This is a genomic window from Nostoc sp. JL23 (assembly GCF_017115065.1).
GTDB lineage: Bacteria > Cyanobacteriota > Cyanobacteriia > Cyanobacteriales > Nostocaceae > Nostoc > Nostoc punctiforme_A.
The window spans coordinates 1-21,306 of record NZ_JABXKN010000024.1 but is presented as its reverse complement, the minus strand read 5'-3'; the positions used below and the strand labels follow the sequence as shown (position 1 = coordinate 21,306).

Sequence of the window (21,306 nt, the reverse complement as noted above, 5' to 3'; positions counted from 1 at the left end):
TGGTTTGTCACTGATGAATCCATCAATTTAAACTTGACAGACTACTATTAGGGAAAAATGAAAAAATACTAGATCGGGGTTTCAGCCTTAGATTGACACTAATGACCAGCTATATGGTAATATTTCATGGCATTATGCTAAAAAACTTTGTTTATAATCAAAGAGTAGCCAACCCATGAGTTTAGCTGTAATTAAGTTCTCTTCAGAAGAGTGCGGCATCTGCCACAAAATGTCTTTTTATGACAAAAAGGTGGCTGAAGAACTGGGTTTAGAATTTATCGATGTAAAAATGCAAGATACGACTGCTTACCGCAAGTATCGCAAGATTTTGTTGACTCAATATCCCGATAAATCAGAAATGGGATGGCCTACTTACATCCTCTGCAATTCTCCAGAGGGAGAATTTCAGATTGTTGGTGAAGTGAAAGGAGGCCATCCCAAAGGGGAGTTTAGAAGCCGTCTGCAAGAGGTTCTGGATTCCACAGCTAATCAGAACTAATTACCTCAAAAGATTTGACCTCTAAAGCAGGGCCAATCATGGCAGTAGTCATGATATCTTCACGCACCTGTCCTTTCACTTTTGCTTTTTGTCCGGCTTTGAGTAAGTCTTTGTCAGCCCCTCTGAGGATTTCGTAAGTAACGCCCTCTTCTGTAACTAACGCCCATGCGCCTGTACCAATATCACGACGTTCGACTGTACCTGTAAGTGTAATGCTCATAACAGTTCTGAGTGCTGAGTGCTGAGTACTGAGTGGGGAGTAGGAAATTAGGAGAGACGCGATTAATCGCGTCTGTACAAGAGTTAGGAGTTATAAAAATTGATTTCCTATTCTCAATTTACGCAATTTTCTCTTCGTTTTTCAATGCTAAACCGAAGCCCCTTGTATATCAAGGTTTTTTGGCTCTGATCTATAATTCTACTCATTTGCTACTCATCCAGAGCATTTATAACCCCGTTTTGAGGATCTTTGCAGAAGTTCGCACTGCTAAAATGCTACTTATTTTCGTACCTACTTTGAGTAAACCTAATTGACAAAAAACCTAACCCGCATTCAGTGTTCCCGTTGCCACGAGTGGCATACTTACCGTAACGGCTGCAATCAGTGCAAGGACGGCATGATTCAGCGTTGGTATTGTCAAGATTGCGATCGCTCTTTTTAAGGCTATCGCCGTTGCCCGTAGTCGAAGTGACAAAACTTAATTTTTGTCACTAAATTTTTAAAAACTCTTTGCAGTACAAGAGAACTACTTTAAATTGTAAGAACCTAAATATTTTTTATTGATGACTAAACCAACTCTAGTACAAATTTTAGGAACAGGCACAGCACGACTGGCGAATGGAGCTACTACAGCCAGTGCGGGACTATTTATTCCTGATGCTGCTTTAAGCGCTGCTGGATTGCTAGCCCTACAGATGGAAGCGCTGAAGCTCATTTAGTGGCTTTACTTTTAGCAGCTAAATCATATTTATCTCAAAGTAATTTTGATGCAAATATTGATCAATCTACTATTGTTGCTGAAGGATTTCCATCTTTTACGACACGTGGAACAACACAATATAGACTCGACCAAATAACTTTCTCTTTAGCAAAAATTGACAATAGATTTTTGCTGCGTGAGCAGTATGAACCCAAAGACTTATTTGATGAAATTAAGCTCTATATCAACTTAGTAGGCGGCACATTAAGCGGAGATGATACAGTAATTGATAAACCATCAAGTGACCTCAAATTAACCATATTTTTGCTGTAAAGCCTGTGCTAACAGCCAGACCCAACCTTGCAAAAACCAAGCTTTATGACCTAATGCAACGGAACTGCCAATGACTACGATTTTTAACCCTTCAGACTCTTCATCTAGGGGTATTCGGACAGCAGGGTTCTCAATATATCCGAACGGATAAGGTTGTAAATAACCGAATGCGCCATCATCCACAATAATTGTGTTGGCGTCATTGTTAGAATCAATGGGAATCCAGCGATTTGTATCTAGTAAGCTCTCCCATCGGGCATTACCGTTTGCATCGAGACGCACATACTTGTATTCAACTTTCTGGCGATCGCCTGACTCTTGAATATCAATTTCTATATCTGTCCACCATAAAGGATAGCGATCGCCACTTGTACGCAGATGAACACATTTGCTACGCAGGCTCGCTAACGCTGCGCTAACGGCAGTTCCTCATGGAGGGAACCCCCTTGGCGCTATGGAAGAAGACCGGACTGCCTCACCATTCCAAATCAATGAAATGCTTATGCTGTATTCATTTTTAATTTTTAATTTTTAATTCCGCCTTGCGGTACTAGGCTTCACCTAACTGCGCTAACTCATCTCTACATTCTTTGTCAGCAGATGTCCAGTAAATTGTCCGTCTCAATGATTCAATATCGACGGGTTTGATTAGGTAAGTCTGCAATGAATACCCAATAGTGGAGACTATCAAGGGTAATTTTTGGCAGAATTTTACAATGAGTTCACATAGCTTGCCGCCGTGGGCATCGCTTTTCAGGTAAATAGACTACGCGGTAGAGGCGCAAGTCCTTGCGCCTCTACTGGGATGTGTCTGAACATGAGCATCAGAAAAACATAAATAAATATTAATATCTTAATAGTTATATATGAATGAATAGTTAAATAATCTTAGGATAAATAAAAATAGCTGGGATTTGCATCGGCAGTTGTACTTGTTGGATAGAGTGATGCAAATTCTTTCTCAACCTAGAATAACAATTTTTTAGTTGGCTGTGGCAGGCATCGTGAGTCGGTGGCTGCCGAGAAACCTTGCGCTTGAACATGAAGGAAGCAACAATGAGTAGCAATCTAGCCATCAAACTTCGCTCTGGAACTCAACAAGCCCACACATCAGCGGAAAATGTGGCATTCATGAAATGTTTTTTGCAAGGAGTCGTGGATAGAGACTGCTTCGCCAAATTCTTAAGCAACTTGTATTACGTCTACAGCGAACTAGAAGCCGCATTAGAGAGCCATAGAGAGCATCCTGTGGTTAGTGCAGTTTACTTTCTGGAACTTAATCGCCAATCCTCGCTCGAAAAAGACATGGTGTTCTATTATGGGGATAATTGGAGAGAGCAAGTTACAGCCTCACCTGCTGCCCAGAGCTACATTAACCGCATTCGGGAAATTTCTGCTAGTGAACCAGCCTTATTGCTAGGTCATGCCTACACTCGCTACATGGGCGATCTTTCTGGGGGTCAAATGCTACAAAAAGTTGCTCAGTCAGCCCTGAAGCTTTCTGGCTATGAAGGCACATCCTTTTACAACTTTGAGCAAATTCCTGACAAAAAGGCATTTAAGGATAAGTATCGTCAGGCATTAAATGCATTGCCCGTTGATGATATAACAGCAGAACGGATTGTTGCAGAAGCCAATAATGCCTTTGGGTTCAATTTAAAGATGGCTCAAGAGTTAGAGGGAAGTTTAATTAAAGCACTCGGCCAAGTTCTCTTTAATAGCCTCACTCGTTCTCAAAATTCAGGTAGCACTGAAGTAGCTGCGGCTAATTAATTTTGTCATTTGTCATTTGTCATTGGGCATTGGGCATTGGGTATGGGGCATGGGAAGAGACAAGGTAGACAAGGGAAAAACTTGTTCAATAATTCCCCTTGTCTCCCTTGTCTCCCTTGTCCTCCCTGCTCCCCTGCTCCCCATTAAATACTCCCTTCATTCATTGGAAAGCAACTCAATGGTTTTTCTATTACCTGGTGTCAAGTTTGATCTGGATTTGATTCAAAAGTACGACACTCGCGCACCTAGATATACCAGTTACCCGCCTGCTACAGAGTTAAGCGAAACATTCACTGAAACTGATTTTAAGGCCGCGATCGCAGCATCGAACCAACGCAAAACCCCTCTTTCTTTGTATTTCCATATCCCTTTTTGCCAAAGTGCTTGCTACTTCTGCGGCTGTAATACAGTAATTTCCAACAACAAGAATATTGCTAAACCTTACGTGGAGTCTTTGGTTCAAGACATTAAAAACACCGCAGCTTTAATCGATTCTGATAGAAAAGTGCTGCAAATCCACTGGGGTGGTGGTACTCCTAATTACTTGGAGCCTTACCAAGTAGAATTTTTATGGAAAAACATCAATCGCTATTTCAACATCGATTCCCAAGCAGAAATCTCAATTGAGATTAATCCCCGCTATATCGATAAAGACTACATTTTCTTTCTGAGACAGATTGGATTTAACCGCATTAGTTTTGGCATTCAGGATTTTAATAGCCAAGTTCAAGTAGCTGTCAATCGTGTCCAGCCAGAAGAAATGCTTTTTGATGCCATGAGTTGGATCAAAGAAGCTAAGTTTGAAAGTGTGAATGTAGACCTAATTTATGGTTTACCCTATCAAACCCGCGAGACATTTCATGAGACGCTGAAAAAGACGATTGAATTAGATCCTGACCGAATTGTTGTCTTTAACTTTGCTTATGTACCGTGGCTCAAACCCACGCAAAAAAATATTCCCCAAGAGGCACTACCCCCAGCAGAGGAAAAGTTAGAGATTCTGAAAATGACCATTGAAGAATTGACGAATAACGAATATCTCTTTATTGGGATGGATCATTTTGCTAAAACTGATGACGAATTAACGATCGCTCAACGTAATGGCACTCTCAAACGCAATTTTCAGGGCTATACTACCCACGCCGAGACAGAATTATTTGGTTTTGGTGCTACATCCATCAGTATGTTAGAAGATGCTTATGCTCAAAACCACAAGGAGTTAAAGGATTATTATCAGACACTAGCAGCAGGTAGTTTACCTGTTAGTAAAGGTATCAAGCTCACTCAGAATGACATTATTAGACGGGATGTGATTATGGGTATTATGTCTCATTTTCAACTTCATAAGCAAGATATTGAAAACAAATATCATATCAGTTTTGATGAATATTTCTCTGAGGAACTAGAGACGTTAAAACCACTAGAAGCCGATGGTCTAGTCAGTTTATCAAAAAATCAAATTCAGATTACCGACATTGGTAGATTACTAGTAAGAAACATTGTCGTCATATTTGATACTCACACAAGAACGCAAGAGACAAAGTTCTCTCGCGCTATTTGATATCACTTCTGCAAGCTGCAAATGTTTACCACATATTATCCCCTCAATCTACCTTAAGAATAAAAGTTGAGGGGATATTATTAAGACTATAGCAATCAGATTTTATTTTTGAACTTATTTGCGTGGTGCATTAAGCAAAGCAAAAGCATGATAGGCAGTCAGAAGACAATTGGAGTAAATTTATTAAATAAAAAATATGCAAAAAGCTTGGTTAATTATTTATATAGCTAATTCATGATCAACTATAACGAAAATTTTCAAAAAATTTAGATATAAATATTTGTAATACATCCCCAAAAAGTTAGATATAAACTTTATGCCTTAAGGCAGAGATAAAAGATGATAGATTGAGTCAGTCAGTTAATACTTGATTTTGCAGATAATAAATAAATGTTTATAATAACTTCTAGAAAAATTTCGTTTAATATGAAAATGTAAAATATGCCAATTCTCATCCAATCTGGATATAAATTATTTTGTATAACTTTCGGATTTAGCATTTACCCCATCTGGTAGAAAGAATTTGAAATTAAACTTGATAACTTAGATATTAAGTGAGTGAGATTGTTGAGGCGGTTATGAGTATTATTGCTTGGATAGTTTTAGGACTTTTGGCAGGTGCGATTGCTAAAGCTATTTATCCTGGTTATCAAGGCGGCGGAATTCTCTCCACAATGATTTTGGGTATCATTGGTGCTTTCGTCGGTGGAAGTTTATTTACCTTGTTAAGAACAGGAACTCTGCAAATTACTGCGGCTGGCGCTGGTTTAACTCTTCCTGGTATTTTAGTGGCTGTGCTTGGTGCAATTGTTGCTATTTACCTGTGGGGATTAATCAGAAGAAGCAGCAATGTATAACCGCTGATTGGCAGTTATCTAACCCTGAGATAACTACTGTATTTTATTCAATCTTCTAGTTCACCAGCTTAAGAAGCTATCAAACATCAAATTAGCTCTATCTGGAAAAAACTAAAAGATAAATTGATTCATTGTGTAACACCAAATTTTGGGAAGTGTAAATCTATGTTTTTCCACAAAAAAGAGCCTATTCATGCAGTTAACGTTAGTGAACCAAACCCTCGTTTTGCTCAGTTGCTACTAGAGCAGTTTGGCGGAGCTACTGGAGAACTTAGCGCAGCACTTCAATATTGGGTTCAATCATTCCATGTCGAAAATGCTGGCATTAAAGATATGCTCCAAGACATTGCCATTGAGGAATTCAGCCATTTAGAAATGGTTGGTAAACTCATTGAGGCTCATACTAAAAATGTAGATCAAACAGAGGCTTACAAGAGTACTCTTTTTGCAGTACGAGGAATTGGACCTCATTTTCTAGATAGCCAAGGTAATGCTTGGACTGCAAATTACTTAAATGAGGGCGGAGATGTAGTGCGTGATTTAAGAGCTAACGTTGCAGCTGAAGCTGGCGCTCGTCAAACTTACGAAGAATTGATTAAGTTGGCAACCGACAAAGGAACCCAAGAGACTTTAGTGCATCTGTTAACACGAGAAATTTCTCATACTCAGATGTTTATGAAAGCTCTAGATTCACTAGGTAAGTTGACAGATCCATTCTTTGGTAATATTAAGCCAGATGAAACTGTTGCTCTTTACTACAATCTATCTACAAACGGAGATGGTAAGGATGAGCGTGGCCCTTGGAATTCTGAGCCAACATTCAAATATATTGCTAATCCGCTCGAAAGCCACTCTTAATTGCATAGGTTGATTTTGAGCAAACAGATGATTGGGAAATTGTGAAAAAATCCCAATCATCAAGTGGGTTATTTACCCACCTTATTTAGCAATTTTTGGGCTGTTTAGCTACATTTAGCAAGCAAAAATATTCCCGACTTTTCTAATGAAGCCGGGAATTTTTGCTGAGTATTTGGCTATTACATTCAATTGGAAATAGCTATAGCTATAAATATTCCGCAACACTGAAAAAGTTAGAGCGATCGCTGCTTCAATTACTACCCCAACATTTCTGACTTCAGAAATTAATTCAACTCAAAATCAAAACTCAAAATCAGGAGATTAACTTGTGATTGTCAACGCTACGTCAAATGGTTGGGAAGTCATTTATCATCGTGCCCATGCTTTATTAGCAGCTCAACTGGCGGGACAGTGGCGACGCAAAGATGCTCCAGCAAGGTTATATGAAACCATAGCGGCAATTTCTCACCACGATGATCTAGAAAAAGAGTGGGAAGAAGATATTCTGACTGAAGCGGGTGCGCCAAAGGATTTCATGCTCTCCTCAAATGCCGATGTCGATGCCGGTATCGAAAAATTAGCTAATTTGGCAAAAAATGCTCTTTACCGTGGACGATGGGTGGCTCTATTAATTTCTATGCACATCAGCCGTTTAAATGAGTCAAGCCGGGGTAAGTCTTCAAAATTAGACAAACTTTTAGACGAGCAACTTCAAAATCAGCAACGTTGGCGCAAAGAATTGGGCATCAAAAAGGAAGAAGTTGATGCAGCCTATGCATTTATGCAATGGTGCGATCGCCTTTCTCTCATTTTATGTCAGCAAGAACTACCTGATGATGAGCGGTTTTTAGAAATTAGCAAGGGTCCTGAAGGTGAGCGCTATGACATCATGCAGCGCAGTGATAACTTGGTTGTTGTCAAACCCTGGCCCTTCGAGGACGATAAATTCACAGTCAACGTCGAAGCCTGCGATCTCTCTCAGGTGAAATTTCAGAGCAGCAACGCATTAACTAAAGCACTGCAAGAAGCCCCGATCAAGGTACTAGAGTGGACATTTGTTAAGAGTTAGATGCATAAAGCTTACAGCTATTTAGCTGAAAATAGCTGTAAGAAAACTAGGTTATGCGATCGCACTCTTCTATCAAATCCCTACTTATATTTTTGCAATGGCGATCTCAGTAACCACTATTCCAGGAGGTGATGCTGTGGATATAACCCAAGCTGCAAAGACACAAGAAGTAGCGATCGCATTTCGTGCCAAGAGCGTGAGAGCAGTTTTAATTATTGTAACTTTTATCTAAAGATATACTGTTAAGCCAGATTGTTATTACTTATGATAGTTCCTTTAAATCATTCCAATCAGTGAAAGTAAATATACTTAATAACTGAGGTTCAAAGCATGGACTCAACAGGTAAGGTTCAAACTGTGGACTCGTCCTGGTCTCTTCCACTGCTGTTGAAAGAGTATGCAATGAGCCGAGTAACTGTCTACTTTTATAGCGACAGATGGGTTCCAATTAAATATTGTTCTTTGGAAAAGGCAATTTTGCTTCACCATAAGGCAAGTTTAGAAGGCAAGGAAATTTTGTTATTTCCTGCTAATGTAGACCCTAATGAATTCTCAAACTCTTTTAACTGAAATGCATTGAGAGCGACTATTTTTCAAACATCTTGGCAACAAATTAATCAGCTATAGAGGCGTACATATATATGTACGTCTCTAGTTGTAAATGGGATTAAAATTCGTGCTAACTTGAAAGCAAAAGGTGTGGCGATCGCCAGATAAGATAATCAAACCAATCCAGAACGCAGTGCCACAACTGCTGCTTGCACGCGATCGTCCACTGCTAATTTATTCATAATTCCCCGGACGTGAGTTTTGATGGTGTTGGGACTGAGATAGAGTTTTTCGGCAATTTCGGGATTACTCAACCCGTCTACCATCAGCTTTAACACTTCTAACTCGCGCCCAGATAAGTTGGCGTTGTTGGTGGTGGGTGAAGGTGGTTTGAGATTATCAATTACTCGCCGTGCAATTTGGGGATCGAGATAGGCTGCGCCATCAACTGCGGCTGCGATCGCACTTAACAATCGTTCCACACTTGCACCTTTGATACAATAGGCATCTGCACCGCTAGACAATGCCGCAATAATTTCTGTCTCCGTTTGATGAGATGTCAGCATTACTACATGAGTTGCTGGCAACGCCGCCTTAATTTGCTGTGTTGCGGCAATACCATCCAATCGCGGCAATCCAATATCCATAACCACCAAATCAGGTTTCAGTTGCAGTGCGGCTTGAACTCCCAAATAACCATCTTCAGCTTGTCCAACAATCTCCAACTGAGGATGAGCCATTAACGATTGCTCTAATCCCAATTGCATCATCGGATCGTCTTCGACAATTAACACGCGCAATGGCGGAGCATTGACGGGTAAATTTAAGGGATAGTGAGTATCTAAAGACATTTTTATTAATTAAGAGTCATTTGTCATTTGTCCTTTGTCATTTGTCCTTTGTCTTTTGCTTGCCAATGACTAATGACTAATGACAAATGACCAATTATTATTCTTCCACCCGATAGCCTAACTCTGCTAAACTAATCCGCGACTGTCGCCATTTTGGCTGGACTTTCACAAACAATTCTAGATAAACTTTGCCAGCGATTAATTTTTGAATTTGTTCGCGGGCTTCACTACCAATGGCTTTGAGCATTGCTCCACCTTTGCCAATGAGTATGCCTTTTTGAGAATCACGCTCGACGTTGATGGTAGCAAGTACACGGGTAATGCTGGGAGTTTCTTCTACTAAGTCAATGGCGATCGCAACTGAATGGGGTACTTCTTCACGAGTCAACAATAAAATTTGTTCTCGGATTAATTCACCCATAATAAAGCGTTCTGGCTGGTCAGTTACCAAGTCTGGAGGATAATATAATGGCCCAATTTCTAAATGTTCAATTAATAACTCTTGAAGTTGCGGTAATCCTGTACTAGTCTTGGCAGAAAATTTCACGATTTCCCATTCATGAGACTGGGCCATCTGAGCGTAACTATCATCTAGAAACTGTGAATCAGTCGGTTGTTGGTCGGTTTTGTTTACGCCCAGAATTACTGGTGTTTTGCTGCGACTGAGCAATTCGGCAATATAGCGATCGCCGGCTCCACAAGCCACGGCTCCATCTACCACAAATAAGACTACATCAACCGATTCAATGGCAATTTTGGCATTTTGCACCAATACTTCGCCCAATTGATGATGGGGCTTATGAATTCCTGGCGTATCTACAAATATTAACTGCGCTTCTGGTGTAGTTAAGACACCGCGCAAACGGTTACGTGTAGTTTGTGCCACTGGTGATGTGATGGCAATTTTTTGTCCTACTAACTGATTCATCAAAGTAGATTTACCGACATTGGGACGACCAACAATGCCGATAAAACCTGATTTGAATTCAGGAGGAGCCTGGGGGATTGTTACTTCTCCTGAAAAAGAGAAAGTGTAATTTTCAATACTAGTCACCTTTGGCTCCACCCTCATATTTTATAGCTGGGATAACTTGGTTTTTTCTTAGACACAAAACAGGCATAAAATTACCCTGGCATTTTTAGAGATTGCTTTTGCCGAGGTTTAATCTACTACTGGCTCTACACTTATATTTTACAGCTCAGATAACCTTAGTTGTAGTATTCAGGAGTCAGAATTCAGTAGTCAGAATATAAAAAAATTAAACTCCAAGTTTACCTCATTTCATCGGTAATCATACCAAACTCACATAAGTTATGACTTCTGGCTCAAGATTTACGGAATTTTTAGACTTAGTTTTGTTTTTAGATACAAAAGAAACATAATATTACTTTGGCATTAACAGGGAGGACTTTTGCTGAGGTTTAATCTGCTGCTAACTTTGGCTTAAGTTTCATCAACTATTTAACATATACATTTGGATCAAAATGTCAATAAAAAATGTGGGAGAACCCAAACGCATAGGAATTCTGACGAGTGGAGGTGATTGTTCTGGCTTAAATGCTGTGATTAGGGCTGTAGTAAATTGTGCTGTAAATACTTACGGCTGGGAGGTTTTGGGAATCCGTCAAGCGACTCTAGGATTAATGGCACGTCCGCCACAATTCACCAAGCTGGAAGTTGACCAAGTTGACTCATTGTTAACTGCGGGTGGCACAATGTTGGGGACAACCAATAAAGGCGACCCCTTTGCCTTTCCGATGGCGGATGGAAGTTTATGCGATCGCTCCGAAGAAATTATTGCAGGTTATCATGAATTAGGTTTAGACGCTTTGATTGGTGTTGGTGGCGATGGTAGCTTGGCAATTTTGCGTCGCCTCGCTCAACAAGGCGGTATTAATCTAGTAGGTATTCCCAAAACCATTGATAACGATATTGGCGTTACCGAACACGCCATCGGTTTTGATACAGCAGTAAATATTGCCACAGAAGCACTAGATCGGTTACATTTTACTGCAGCAAGTCATAGCCGAGTCATGATTTTAGAAGTAATGGGTCGTGATGCCGGACACATAGCCATAGCTGCGGGAATTGCGGGGGGAGCAAATGTAATTTTAATTCCCGAAATCCCTTATACAGTTGAGCATATTTGTCACAAAATCAAAGAACGCCAAGAAAAAGGCAAAAACTATTGTTTGATTATTGTTTCTGAAGCCGTTCGTACCCAAGATGGCGAAAATGTGACGATTACCAATCGCTTAGGTCAATCTCGATACGGTGGAATTGGCGAATATTTAGCCGATGAAATTATTCAGCACATCGGTGTAGAAACGCGAGTCACAGTTTTAGGACACATTCAACGGGGTGGAACTGCTTCACCATTGGATAGATCAGTTGCAACAGCCTTTGGCGTAGCAGCCGTTAATCTGATTGCCGAAGCTAAATACGATCGCATGGTGACTTGGCAAAATCGCCAAGTATTAAGTGTACCAATTACAGAAGCGATCGCTCAATATAGCGCTGTCGATCCCAATGGTACTTTAGTTAAAACCGCTCGTGGTATGAGTATTTATTTGGGAGACTAAACTCAAAACTGTTCGGTTAAGGTAAGAGACGCGATGAATCGCCGTCTCTACAATAATTAGTCTTTTGTAGAGACGGCGATTTATCGCGTCTTTGTGATGACAATCACATGAATATCTATGCCCAATGCCCCATGCTCTAACTCACAATTCCTAGTACAAACTCGCCTTCATTCACAGCCTGATTAGTTGCGACATCATAAACTAATCCATCATGTTGAGCGCAGACATCAATTACAGTAGGTAGTTGACCTTCTTTATTAAAACTGAGAATCTGATACAGTTTTTCTCCAGCTTTGACTGTGCTACCTAGTTCGATTCTGGATTGAATCATACCACCTGCGATCGCATAATATTTTTTCCGGTTGCTGCTAGATGCAAAAGTCATTTTATGAGTTTTGGTGTCTTCTGATAAATTAGAAACTTGTATTACACCTTTTTGCGCTAAATAGTTTTTCACACCCCGTACACCTTTAGCAACTGAATCAGGATTCATTTGCATTCCTGAGCCTAATTCCAGTGTCCAAGCTTCCACATCAAACTTGATATCTCTACCCAACTCTTTAAAACAAGCTTCTAGTGCTAACCAAGGTTTGATAAAAGCTTCATCAAAAGCATCACCATCATATTTATTAAGCAATATCCCAAAATCTAGTAGGAAGTATTTTGCACTGTCTTCTCGATTTTGGAAGTAATAAACGTAGTCTAATGCTTGATTTGTAGAACTATGTAAATCAATTAAGTAATCTGCATCTAAACTCAGAGTTTGTAGTTTGTAAGCAAAAAGCTCAGTGTATGGCACTGCACTAGGAGAATTAATTTTTTCTAAAATTTTCGCAAATTGTTGCTTAATTATAGTTAGATAATTTTGTCGAATGACCTTTAGATCGCTATGAAGTTGAGATTTAGTAAAAGCTACTAAATCATCAGCTTCTTTCTCATAGTCCCAAAATATGCGATTCCAGTCTTTGGCTTCGTAAACGCAGTAACGTCCAGGGGAAAAATGATGAGCGCGTTCATTCGTCCCCATTGGATTACAAACGGGAACTAGCCAAATTTCTCCAGTTAAATCTGTATCATTTATTGTTAGCAAAAACTCAATTAACTGGTGAATAACGGCATTGCCAGCAATTTCTGCACCGTGCAGATTAGATTGAATGTAAACCTTTTTACCAGGTTTAGCGCCGATGAATTTGTATAGTTGTAAAGATAGGCGATCGCCCGAAGCCATTTGACGTAAAGCAATAGTTTCAATAACTGGCTGCATGAAATAACTCAGTGATGATTTGAGTAAATTATCGCTGTATCTGTAGTGAATTAAAATAGGACTTACGCAAATTATCTCTCAAACTCTGATTTCTCCGTGCCCTCTGTGCCTCTGTGGTAGCCTGCAGCCGTACCCTTCGGGAAGCAAGCTACGCGTAGCGTCTCGTAGAGAAGCGTCTACGTTATTCCGTAACTTTTGGCGCGAGACGACGGGTGAAGAGTGCGCGGGAGAGGTGCGCGAGGCAATTTGGACAGCGCGAGACAGGCTAGAAACAGAGTCGTAAGTTCAGTGCAAGATTTATTGCCAACATCAAACAATTCATAAGTTTTATTTAAGTATTGTTTGCGATCGCATAAGCGTTTGCCACAAAAACGATTCTTTTTATAACCAAAGCGATCGTTTTGGTCACGACAAGGTAGTTATTCAGAAGTGCGATGTCTACTATAGTCACTGAGCCAATACGGTTCGGTTAAAGGGAAAAGGGAAAAAGGTGAATTCAAACCTTTACCCCTTAGCCTTTCTCCTTTTCCCAAACCACAACGGATATGAAAAGTGCTTACCCGAACCGTATTGACAACCATCCCACAAGAAAATTTGGGATGTTTTTTTATTTGGAAGTTCCTAAAGAGCTTTTTCAGGAACTTTACCCCTTGTCAGCTAATCTTTGTGCCAGTCCCCCATACTCAATATTGCGATCTAAGATTGTTGGGTATTCTATAAATTGCGATCGCCACTATACGGATGATTGAAGTTGAACATCTGAGTAAAATATACGGCTCTACCCCAGCGATTACTGATGTCACCTTTAGCGTCGAGCCTGGGGAGATTTTAGGATTGTTGGGTCCCAATGGCGCTGGAAAAACCACAACCATGCGGATTCTGGCTGGTTATTTACCGGCAACCAATGGAAATGCCCGGATTGCTGGTTATGATGTCCATGAAAATTCCCTGGCTGTGCGCCAACGCATTGGTTATTTACCCGAAACACCGCCATTATATCCAGACATGACGGTGGAGGGATTTTTACATTTTGTCGCCCGAATTAAGGGAGTTCCAGCAGGCGATCGCCCCAATAAGGTGACAGCCGCCATCGAACGCTGCAACTTAGAAGATAAACGGCGGGTAATTATTCGCAAACTCTCTAAAGGATACCGCCAAAGGGTAGGAATTGCTCAAGCGATCGTCCACGATCCACCAGCGATTATTCTCGATGAACCCACTGTCGGACTCGATCCCCGACAAATAATTGAGGTGCGGAATTTAATTAAAAGCCTCGCTGGTACTCACACAATTATTCTTTCCACACATATTCTGCCAGAAGTGAGCATGACTTGTAGCCGCGTCGCCATCATTAATCGCGGTAAAGTGGTGGCAACTAATACGCCAGAAAACCTGATGACTCAATTGACAGGTGGTTCTGGGTATGAGTTGGAAATAGAAGGAGAAGCTGCCTTAGCAAAACAGGTATTGCAAAAAGTCGCGGGTGTGAGCCTGATAGAATCAATTCCCACAGCCGGAGGTCATCAACCCCAGGAAAACCGCGCTTACCTGCGGGTAATATCGCAACCAGGAAAAGAGCCAGGAAAGGATATTGCCACAACATTAGTGCGTGCGGGATTCGGTTTACACGAACTGCGGCGGGTTAACGCCACCTTAGAAGACGTATTCTTGCAACTAACCACAGAAGAAAAGAATTTCGATCCTGATGTAGACTTAGCAGCAGACAACGAAGGAGAAACAGCGTAAATGGGTATAGTGCTGAGTAATATTATTGCCATTTATCGCCGAGAGTTACAGAGTTATTTTGTATCGCCCTTAGCTTATGCGATCGCAGGCATATTTTGGTTCATCGCCGGGTTATTCTTCGTGATGATTTTGCTAGGGCCAGACGGCATTTTGGTAGGAGTTGCGGCAATAGATGCACAAGGGCAACAGCTGGGAGTACCAGTCCCACCAATAGATGTCCCCTACGAATTTGTCCGAGCATTTTTGGATCGTATGGGATGGCTATTGTTGTTTATCCTGCCCATACTCTCAATGGGACTCTATGCCGAAGAACGGAAGCGGGGCACTTTAGAACTGTTAGCCACCTCACCAATCACCAATTGGGCGGTAGCTGTAGGTAAATTATTAGGCGTGATAACATTTTTTATCACAATGGTTGTACCCATGCTAGTGTTAGAAGCGATCGCCATCAGCGGTTCAAATCCACCAATGACACCTTCAATTCCCTTGCTGGGTCATTTTGGATTAATCTTACTAGCAGCGGCAATTTTATCTGTAGGGATGTTTATTTCTTCATTAACAGACAGCACAATTTTGTCTGCCGTTCTTACCTTTGCAGTAATCTTATTATTGTTATTGATTGATTTAATCGCCAAAATTGTTCCTGGGCCTGTAGGCGAAGCTTTAGGTTATCTATCGTTGCTGAAACATTACAACACTTTAATCCAAGGCATTTTTGATACTAGCGCTTTAATTTTATTTGCCAGTTACATTTTTTTGGGCATCTTTCTCACAGCTCAATCAATTGATGCACTGCGTTTTCAAAGGCAATAGTCATTCATTTGTCATTTGTCCTTGGTCATTTGTTATTAGTCATCTGGGACATTGCCAATTGAGTTTAGGTAGGAGTTTAATTTGGGTGCTAGTTCGTTAATGATTGTTTTGATTGCATTTATCTGTTCGGTAGTTAAAAGGTTACGAGTGTAAGCCCGTCTTAACCAATGTTGAGTTTCATTCAAAGAGCCTCTCGCTATTTTTATAAAACGTCTATTTTCTTGAAAACTACCTCTTCCTACACCTTCTGCTATATTGGCACCGATACTATCTGCCGTACGTACAATCTGTTTACCTATCGTATCTTTCGCAAAAAATTCCATCCCTCAACAATTTTCCAAATGTCATCTGCCAACTTTTCTGATAATTGATAAACCTGTAATTCTTGGAAACGCTTTGTCGCCATTTATTCAGTTGCATTGCTTATCTTATTTTTAATTACTCAATTTTCGTCCATATATTTTTACTTGTCACTATTTTTAGACTAACGCTCAATGACAAATGACCAATGACCAATGAACAACGACAAATGACAAATTATGAAAATAGTTGCAAAAAAGAAACTGTGGAAATATCTGTTTTGGTTGGGCCCATTCCTAATTGCTGTCGGCTTAACAGTTGGATTAGTCTCTGAACAATGGGGATTAATTCCATTAGCATTTCTAATTACAGGAATTGTCATCAGTGGATTGGGGATAATATGGCAAAGCTACCAGAGTAACTGGTGGAACCGTCGTTCTACCCAAGCTGGGACTAATGCCTTAGTAGCAACTTTGGCAGTACTAGCAATTTTGGGATTGATTAACTTTTTGGGAACTCGCTATCACTTGCGGGCAGACTTAACAGAAGCTCAATTATTTACTCTTGCTCCCCAGTCACGCGAATTAGTAAGAGTTTTACCACAGCCAGTTAAAGTGTGGGTATTTGATATTAACCAAAATCCCCAAGACCGAGAACTACTAGAAAATTATCAGAGGCAAAGCTCAAAATTTAAATATGAGTATATTGACCCCCAAGCTAGACCAGGACTTGCAGAAAAGTTTGGTGTCAAAGATTATGGAGAAGTTTATTTAGAATCTGGTGATAAACGGCAATTAGTACAGACGGTAAATGAAAATGAGCGATTATCAGAAATTAGATTAACTAGTCGCCTGCAACAACTAACAAATTCAACCACAGCTAAAGTTTACTTATTACAAGGTCATGGCGAACGCCAACTTTCGGCTGGTAAAGGTGCAATATCACAAGCAGTTCAAGGATTAGGCGATAAAAACTTTACAACATCACCGTTGAATTTAGGAGAAACTTCCAAAGTTCCTCAAGATGCGGCTGTAGTGATAGTAGCTGGCCCCAAACGAGGACTGTTTGAGGGTGAAGTCAAAGCCTTGCAAGAATATCTTAATCGCGGCGGTAATTTACTGCTGATGATCGATCCTAATACCGATCCCAAACTTAACAGCTTGCTACAAGAGTGGGGTGTTCGTCTAGATAATCGTTTAGCTGTCGATGTCTCTGGCGAGAGCGTCGTCGGACTTGGCCCTGCTGCGCCCTTAGTCACAGAATACGGTCAACATCCAATTACCAAAGATTTCGGTAACGGTAATTCCTTTTATCCTATTGCCCGACCACTGGAAATTACCTCTGTGCCTGGTGTTCAGGCTACTCCACTACTACGAACCAAACCCTACCCCAACAGTTGGGCAGAAAGCGACCTCCAAAGCGAAAAATTGGAGTTTAATGCAGATAAAGACCTGAAAGGGCCCCTAACCTTGGGTGTTGCCTTAACAAGAAAACAAACACCCAAATCTACTTCCACTCCCCAACCTGCACCCACACCTTCACCTCTACCATCACTAAGCAAAGCTTCCCCCACTCCCCCTGCCTCTCCTGCTCCCTCTGCTCCCTCATCTCAAACAGCCACCGAGTCTCGGTTAGTAGTTTTAGGAAATTCCGATTTCGCCACCGATGGTTTGTTTCAACAGCAATTAAATGGAGATGTATTCCTCAACTCAGTTACTTGGCTGAGTCAAGAGGATCAGCAACCCCTTTCCATTCGTCCCAAAGAACCGAAAAATCGCCGGATAACCCTGACAAACACACAAGCTAATCTTTTAATATTGTCATCTCTGTTGGTTTTACCCTTAATTGGATTTGCGATGGCAGTTATTATTTGGTGGAAACGACGGTAAGAAGTGAGTTAGGAGTTAGGAGTTAGGAGTGACAATTAGAGACTGGACAAGAGTTTTTTCTATGCGACAAATGACAAATGACAAATAACTAAAAAATGAAATTGCCACGAACGACTTTAATTTTGATACTGCTAGCGCTGGGTTTAAGTGGTTTTGTTTACTTCTATGAAATTCGGGGTGCAACTCAGCGAGAAGAAATTAAGGAGCAAAAGCAGAAAATTTTCTCTTTTGCAGAAGATGATGTGCAGTCTTTAACAGTCAAGACAAACAAAATCACTCTTAATCTGGAACGTAACCCTGAATCTTCTAGTAAACCCAAATGGTTAATCAAATCTCCGATATCGGGTCCAGCAAATGACGCTATTGTTTCTTATTTAATGGATTTGTTAGTCAAAGGTAATAGCGATCGCACTCTATCAACTCCAGCAAAAGAGCTTAAAGAATTCGCCCTAGATCAACCCCAAGCAACTATTAATATCACTCTGAAAAACCGACAAAGCCATCAGTTGCTTTTGGGTAAATCTAATTTTAACGGACGTTTCTTGTATGCTCAAGCTGACCCTGCTGCTAAACCTGATGGTAATATAAATGTGCTGTTGGTATCTACAGATTTTGCAAATGCCGTAAATCGGGAACTATCAGAGTGGAAACAACCTGTAGATAATAGTCAGAAGCTACCTGAACTCAGCACCCCTTTACCAACTCCGACAAATAGTAAATAAGCAATTACGGTTTCTGTGGTATGTTTCGGTAACGCACAATGGGTTAGCACATCTGTGCTACTCTACTTCAAATCTCACTAGTTTTTCTAAGTTACTATGACAAATCCGACAGCAACATTGCTGATTTCCTGCCCCGATCGAAGGGGACTGGTGGCTAAGTTTGCCAATTTCATCTATTCTAATGGTGGTAATATTATCCATGCAGATCAGCACACAGATTTTGCTGCTGAGTTATTCCTCACGCGCATTGAATGGCAGTTAGATGGGTTCAATTTACCGCGAGAATTTATTGCCCCTGCATTTAATGCGATCGCACAACCTTTAGGCGCTAAGTGGGAATTACGTTTTTCTGATACAGTACCACGCATTGCTATTTGGGTAAGTCGGCAAGACCATTGTCTATTTGATTTAATTTGGCGACAACACGCTAAAGAATTTGTTGCTGAAATTCCTTTAATTATTAGTAATCATTCTAATTTAAAGGTAGTAGCAGAACAATTTAATACTGACTTTCATCACATTCCCATCAATAAAGATAATAAATCAGAACAAGAAGCCCAACAACTAGAATTACTCCGTCAGTACAAGATTGATTTAGTTGTATTGGCAAAATATATGCAGATTGTTAGTGCAGATTTTATTAATCAATTTCCACAAATTATTAATATACACCACTCATTTTTACCAGCATTTATCGGAGCAAATCCTTATCACCGAGCTTTTGAACGTGGTGTGAAAATTATTGGTGCAACGGCGCATTATGCCACTGCTGATTTAGATGCAGGCCCAATTATTGAACAAGATGTGGTGCGAGTGAGTCACCGTGATGAGGTTGATGATTTGGTGAGAAAAGGCAAAGATTTGGAGAGAGTTGTATTAGCAAGAGCGGTGCGATCGCACTTACAAAATCGTGTATTAGTATATGGTAATAGAACAGTAGTATTCGAGTGATTGATTTTATACCCCAAGGAATGCAAGAGAGCGATGCCTACGGCGGGCTACGCCTACGCGGTAAGTTGTGAGATGATGTTTTCTAGCCAGTCTTTTTTCAATTATCTATCTCCCAATCTTCAATCAGCAAGTTATTAATCCGCTTAAATTCTCTGGTGTTATGGGTAACAAGGGTTAAGTTATTTGTCAGTGCGATGGCAGCAATTTGTAAATCATAAGCGCCAATTGGAGTGCCTAATGCTTCTAGCTGAGATCGAATTATTCCAAATGTCATTGCTGCGAGATCGTCAAACGGTAGTGATATAAATTGAGCTAAAAATTCTTGCTGTAAGGTAAGATTACGTTCTGGATTGGCACTTTTCATTGCGCCATAAAATAATTCAGCTTTGACGATTGAGCAAACGGCAATATCTTTGGTAGCAGTGGTTTCTAGTTTCTGCTTTAAGGTGAAATTTTTACCACGCATATAGATAATGCAAGTGTTAGTATCTAGCAGGAATTTCACTGGATGGGTTCGCGTTCTTGTTGTTGTCCTTGGGGATGGCGAAAGAATGTTTCATCTTCGATACATCCATAGAATTTAGTCAGGGGATATTCTGGAGTTTCAATTTGGGTTTCTGGTTGTAGGGACTCAATGAGGGTTTTTAGCAATGTCAAGCCTCGGCTAAGGTCGAGTTCTTCGGTGAGTTCAGCTAGGGGTGATTGAAGAAAGAATTCTGAGAGTTTGGTGGGTTGGTTTGGGTGGGTGTTGTGTGTGGTCAGGCTTTGAGCAAGGAATTGGATCATATACAGTTTATCGTTAGGGGAAAGCTGAAGGAGTTGTTGTTCGAGTTCTGGGATAGCCATGATGGGGTTTAAGTGGAGGATAATTTTATTTTACTTTCACTCTTCAGGGGTTAATTTAGTTTGACTCGTTTTTTACCTGTTCATAGTTATTGCATTCGGATTTAATAAGTAATCAAGCAGACATGATATAATTTTATATTTTAACGAATGTAATTTGCGGACATACAAAAAAGTCCGCCTACGCGGACTTTAGAAGAATACTTGTTTCAAGAATTGCCGTAGCTGTTTTAATTAGCTGAAACTAGCTCTGTCTCATCTTTCGATTCATCTCTATTTTTAAAGTAGTAATAAAGATTACCAACAGTTAAGTCTGATGCCTGTTGCAAATTAGATGTAACTAATGTTTTATAACCCGTAATTCCAGCTTGTTCACTAATATAAAATTCGTACTCTCGACGTAGTTCAGGCTCGAATAGAAATAACAACTGGTCACGAAGTGAAGCGAAATGAGATTTTTCGGCTAAACTCTCATATACTAATTGTTCTGGCGGTTCTGCTAAATTGATTGTGGAATAGTGGGTCTCTGAACTATTAAAATCAGCGCTACTTAAAAGTTTTAAATCTGACGAAGGAAGCGATGCCTCCGGCGGTAAACTACGCATCCAATCAACATGATTTTGCCACGAATCCAATACCGCTAAATCATGATTTTTAAAGCGAATAATTTCGGGAAAGAGAAAATCAAGCTCATCATGTGATTCGCAGCGATTAATCACAGTGAGAGCATCTTCACAGATTTTATTTTGGAGTAGGATGAGGCGATCGCTGACTGCTGAAACCTCATTCTGCACTTGATAAGTTGCAACAATCGCCTGTTCAATTGCCCAAGCGCATTCAAGTCTGCGTTGTTGACCAGCTGCACAGGTTGGGAGCATCCACTTTTGGCAGAAACACTCAAATAGCAAGTAAACCATTCAGATAA

23 protein-coding genes and 2 pseudogenes are annotated in these 21,306 nt (G+C 40.4%); 15 read left to right on the top strand and 10 right to left on the bottom strand.

Going from position 1 to position 21,306, the window contains the following annotated elements; all coding sequences use genetic code 11:
• Positions 1-175: 175 nt before the first annotated feature.
• Positions 176-499 (top strand): thioredoxin family protein, encoded by a 324-nt coding sequence (locus tag HWQ42_RS03620; RefSeq protein ID WP_094347267.1) that lies wholly within the window; start codon positions 176-178, stop codon positions 497-499.
• On the opposite strand, the gene HWQ42_RS03615 is transcribed toward HWQ42_RS03620, so the two are convergent.
• Together HWQ42_RS03615 and HWQ42_RS03610 are read right to left on the bottom strand one after the other, a co-directional pair.
• Positions 486-719: a hypothetical protein gene (locus HWQ42_RS03615; RefSeq protein WP_289796246.1), complete on the bottom strand. Its 234-nt coding sequence runs from the start codon at positions 717-719 to the stop codon at positions 486-488. The genes HWQ42_RS03620 and HWQ42_RS03615 overlap by 14 nt on opposite strands.
• A 322-nt stretch (positions 720-1,041) precedes the next feature.
• Positions 1,042-1,194 carry a hypothetical protein gene (locus tag HWQ42_RS03610; RefSeq protein ID WP_292809394.1) on the bottom strand — a complete coding sequence of 51 codons (153 nt, stop codon included), beginning with the start codon at positions 1,192-1,194 and terminating at the stop codon, positions 1,042-1,044.
• Positions 1,195-1,282: 88 nt separating this feature from the next.
• Between HWQ42_RS03610 and HWQ42_RS03605 the strand changes: the two genes are divergently transcribed.
• Positions 1,283-1,438, top strand: coding sequence for a hypothetical protein (locus tag HWQ42_RS03605; RefSeq protein ID WP_292809391.1), 156 nt, complete (start codon positions 1,283-1,285; stop codon positions 1,436-1,438).
• A gap of 161 nt (positions 1,439-1,599) precedes the next feature.
• A pseudogene (locus HWQ42_RS03600) lies at positions 1,600-1,725 on the top strand (IS701 family transposase); the annotation flags it as partial.
• Between the two features lie 6 nt (positions 1,726-1,731).
• On the opposite strand, the gene HWQ42_RS03595 reads toward HWQ42_RS03600, so the two are convergent.
• A complete protein-coding gene (locus tag HWQ42_RS03595) occupies positions 1,732-2,151 on the bottom strand; it encodes a carbohydrate-binding module family 20 domain-containing protein (RefSeq protein WP_292809462.1) in 420 nt (139 codons plus the stop codon).
• Positions 2,152-2,808: 657 nt separating this feature from the next.
• On the opposite strand from HWQ42_RS03595, the gene HWQ42_RS03590 reads away from it, so the two are divergent.
• The 6 genes from HWQ42_RS03590 (at position 2,809) to HWQ42_RS03565 (ending at position 8,102) form a co-directional block, all read left to right on the top strand.
• On the top strand, positions 2,809-3,525 hold the full coding sequence (locus HWQ42_RS03590; protein WP_292809388.1) for a heme oxygenase (biliverdin-producing): 717 nt from the start codon (positions 2,809-2,811) through the stop codon (positions 3,523-3,525).
• A 178-nt stretch (positions 3,526-3,703) separates the two neighbouring features.
• Positions 3,704-5,086, top strand: coding sequence for an oxygen-independent coproporphyrinogen III oxidase (gene hemN / locus HWQ42_RS03585; protein ID WP_292809386.1), 1,383 nt, complete (start codon positions 3,704-3,706; stop codon positions 5,084-5,086).
• A gap of 578 nt (positions 5,087-5,664) precedes the next feature.
• Positions 5,665-5,943 carry a GlsB/YeaQ/YmgE family stress response membrane protein gene (locus HWQ42_RS03580; protein ID WP_094349864.1) on the top strand — a complete coding sequence of 93 codons (279 nt, stop codon included), beginning with the start codon at positions 5,665-5,667 and terminating at the stop codon, positions 5,941-5,943.
• 165 nt (positions 5,944-6,108) lie between these two features.
• Positions 6,109-6,801: a manganese catalase family protein gene (locus tag HWQ42_RS03575; RefSeq protein ID WP_094349865.1), complete on the top strand. Its 693-nt coding sequence runs from the start codon at positions 6,109-6,111 to the stop codon at positions 6,799-6,801.
• Between the two features lie 328 nt (positions 6,802-7,129).
• Entirely contained in the window at positions 7,130-7,870 is a 741-nt protein-coding gene (locus tag HWQ42_RS03570; protein WP_292809383.1) for a DUF3891 family protein, read from the top strand.
• A 97-nt stretch (positions 7,871-7,967) separates the two neighbouring features.
• Entirely contained in the window at positions 7,968-8,102 is a 135-nt protein-coding gene (locus tag HWQ42_RS03565; protein WP_292809381.1) for a hypothetical protein, read from the top strand.
• 490 nt (positions 8,103-8,592) lie between these two features.
• Here the strand turns inward: HWQ42_RS03565 and HWQ42_RS03560 are convergent, their stop codons facing one another.
• Positions 8,593-9,270 carry a response regulator transcription factor gene (locus HWQ42_RS03560; protein WP_094349869.1) on the bottom strand — a complete coding sequence of 226 codons (678 nt, stop codon included), beginning with the start codon at positions 9,268-9,270 and terminating at the stop codon, positions 8,593-8,595.
• A gap of 97 nt (positions 9,271-9,367) precedes the next feature.
• Positions 9,368-10,342, bottom strand: a complete 975-nt coding sequence (era, locus tag HWQ42_RS03555) for a GTPase Era (RefSeq protein WP_292809378.1) — start codon at positions 10,340-10,342, stop codon at positions 9,368-9,370.
• A 428-nt stretch (positions 10,343-10,770) separates the two neighbouring features.
• On the opposite strand from era, the gene HWQ42_RS03550 reads away from it, so the two are divergent.
• Positions 10,771-11,853, top strand: coding sequence for an ATP-dependent 6-phosphofructokinase (locus tag HWQ42_RS03550; protein WP_292809460.1), 1,083 nt, complete (start codon positions 10,771-10,773; stop codon positions 11,851-11,853).
• 136 nt (positions 11,854-11,989) lie between these two features.
• On the opposite strand, the gene HWQ42_RS03545 is transcribed toward HWQ42_RS03550, so the two are convergent.
• Positions 11,990-13,117 (bottom strand): succinylglutamate desuccinylase/aspartoacylase family protein, encoded by a 1,128-nt coding sequence (locus HWQ42_RS03545; protein ID WP_292809375.1) that lies wholly within the window; start codon positions 13,115-13,117, stop codon positions 11,990-11,992.
• A 741-nt stretch (positions 13,118-13,858) separates the two neighbouring features.
• On the opposite strand from HWQ42_RS03545, the gene HWQ42_RS03540 reads away from it, so the two are divergent.
• Together HWQ42_RS03540 and HWQ42_RS03535 are read left to right on the top strand one after the other, a co-directional pair.
• Positions 13,859-14,863 carry an ABC transporter ATP-binding protein gene (locus HWQ42_RS03540; RefSeq protein ID WP_292809374.1) on the top strand — a complete coding sequence of 335 codons (1,005 nt, stop codon included), beginning with the start codon at positions 13,859-13,861 and terminating at the stop codon, positions 14,861-14,863.
• Entirely contained in the window at positions 14,864-15,676 is an 813-nt protein-coding gene (locus HWQ42_RS03535) for an ABC transporter permease (RefSeq protein ID WP_292809372.1), read from the top strand.
• A 35-nt stretch (positions 15,677-15,711) separates the two neighbouring features.
• Here the strand turns inward: HWQ42_RS03535 and HWQ42_RS03530 are convergent.
• Positions 15,712-16,082 (bottom strand): annotated as a pseudogene (locus tag HWQ42_RS03530) (four helix bundle protein).
• Between the two features lie 133 nt (positions 16,083-16,215).
• Between HWQ42_RS03530 and HWQ42_RS03525 the strand changes: the two are divergent.
• The 3 genes from HWQ42_RS03525 (at position 16,216) to purU (ending at position 19,538) form a co-directional block, all read left to right on the top strand.
• Positions 16,216-17,865: a Gldg family protein gene (locus HWQ42_RS03525; protein WP_292809370.1), complete on the top strand. Its 1,650-nt coding sequence runs from the start codon at positions 16,216-16,218 to the stop codon at positions 17,863-17,865.
• Positions 17,866-17,960: 95 nt separating this feature from the next.
• Positions 17,961-18,587, top strand: coding sequence for a DUF4340 domain-containing protein (locus HWQ42_RS03520; protein ID WP_292809368.1), 627 nt, complete (start codon positions 17,961-17,963; stop codon positions 18,585-18,587).
• A gap of 96 nt (positions 18,588-18,683) precedes the next feature.
• Complete coding sequence (gene purU, locus HWQ42_RS03515; RefSeq protein ID WP_292809365.1) at positions 18,684-19,538, top strand: formyltetrahydrofolate deformylase; 855 nt, start codon at positions 18,684-18,686, stop codon at positions 19,536-19,538.
• 97 nt (positions 19,539-19,635) lie between these two features.
• On the opposite strand, the gene HWQ42_RS03510 is transcribed toward purU, so the two are convergent.
• From HWQ42_RS03510 to HWQ42_RS03500, 3 genes are all read right to left on the bottom strand, one after another.
• Complete coding sequence (locus HWQ42_RS03510; protein WP_292809362.1) at positions 19,636-20,043, bottom strand: type II toxin-antitoxin system VapC family toxin; 408 nt, start codon at positions 20,041-20,043, stop codon at positions 19,636-19,638.
• Positions 20,040-20,384, bottom strand: a complete 345-nt coding sequence (locus tag HWQ42_RS03505; protein WP_292809360.1) for a hypothetical protein — start codon at positions 20,382-20,384, stop codon at positions 20,040-20,042. The genes HWQ42_RS03510 and HWQ42_RS03505 overlap by 4 nt, the downstream gene beginning before the upstream one ends.
• Positions 20,385-20,611: 227 nt before the next feature.
• Positions 20,612-21,259 (bottom strand): hypothetical protein, encoded by a 648-nt coding sequence (locus HWQ42_RS03500; protein WP_367119035.1) that lies wholly within the window; start codon positions 21,257-21,259, stop codon positions 20,612-20,614.
• Positions 21,260-21,306 lie beyond the last annotated feature (47 nt).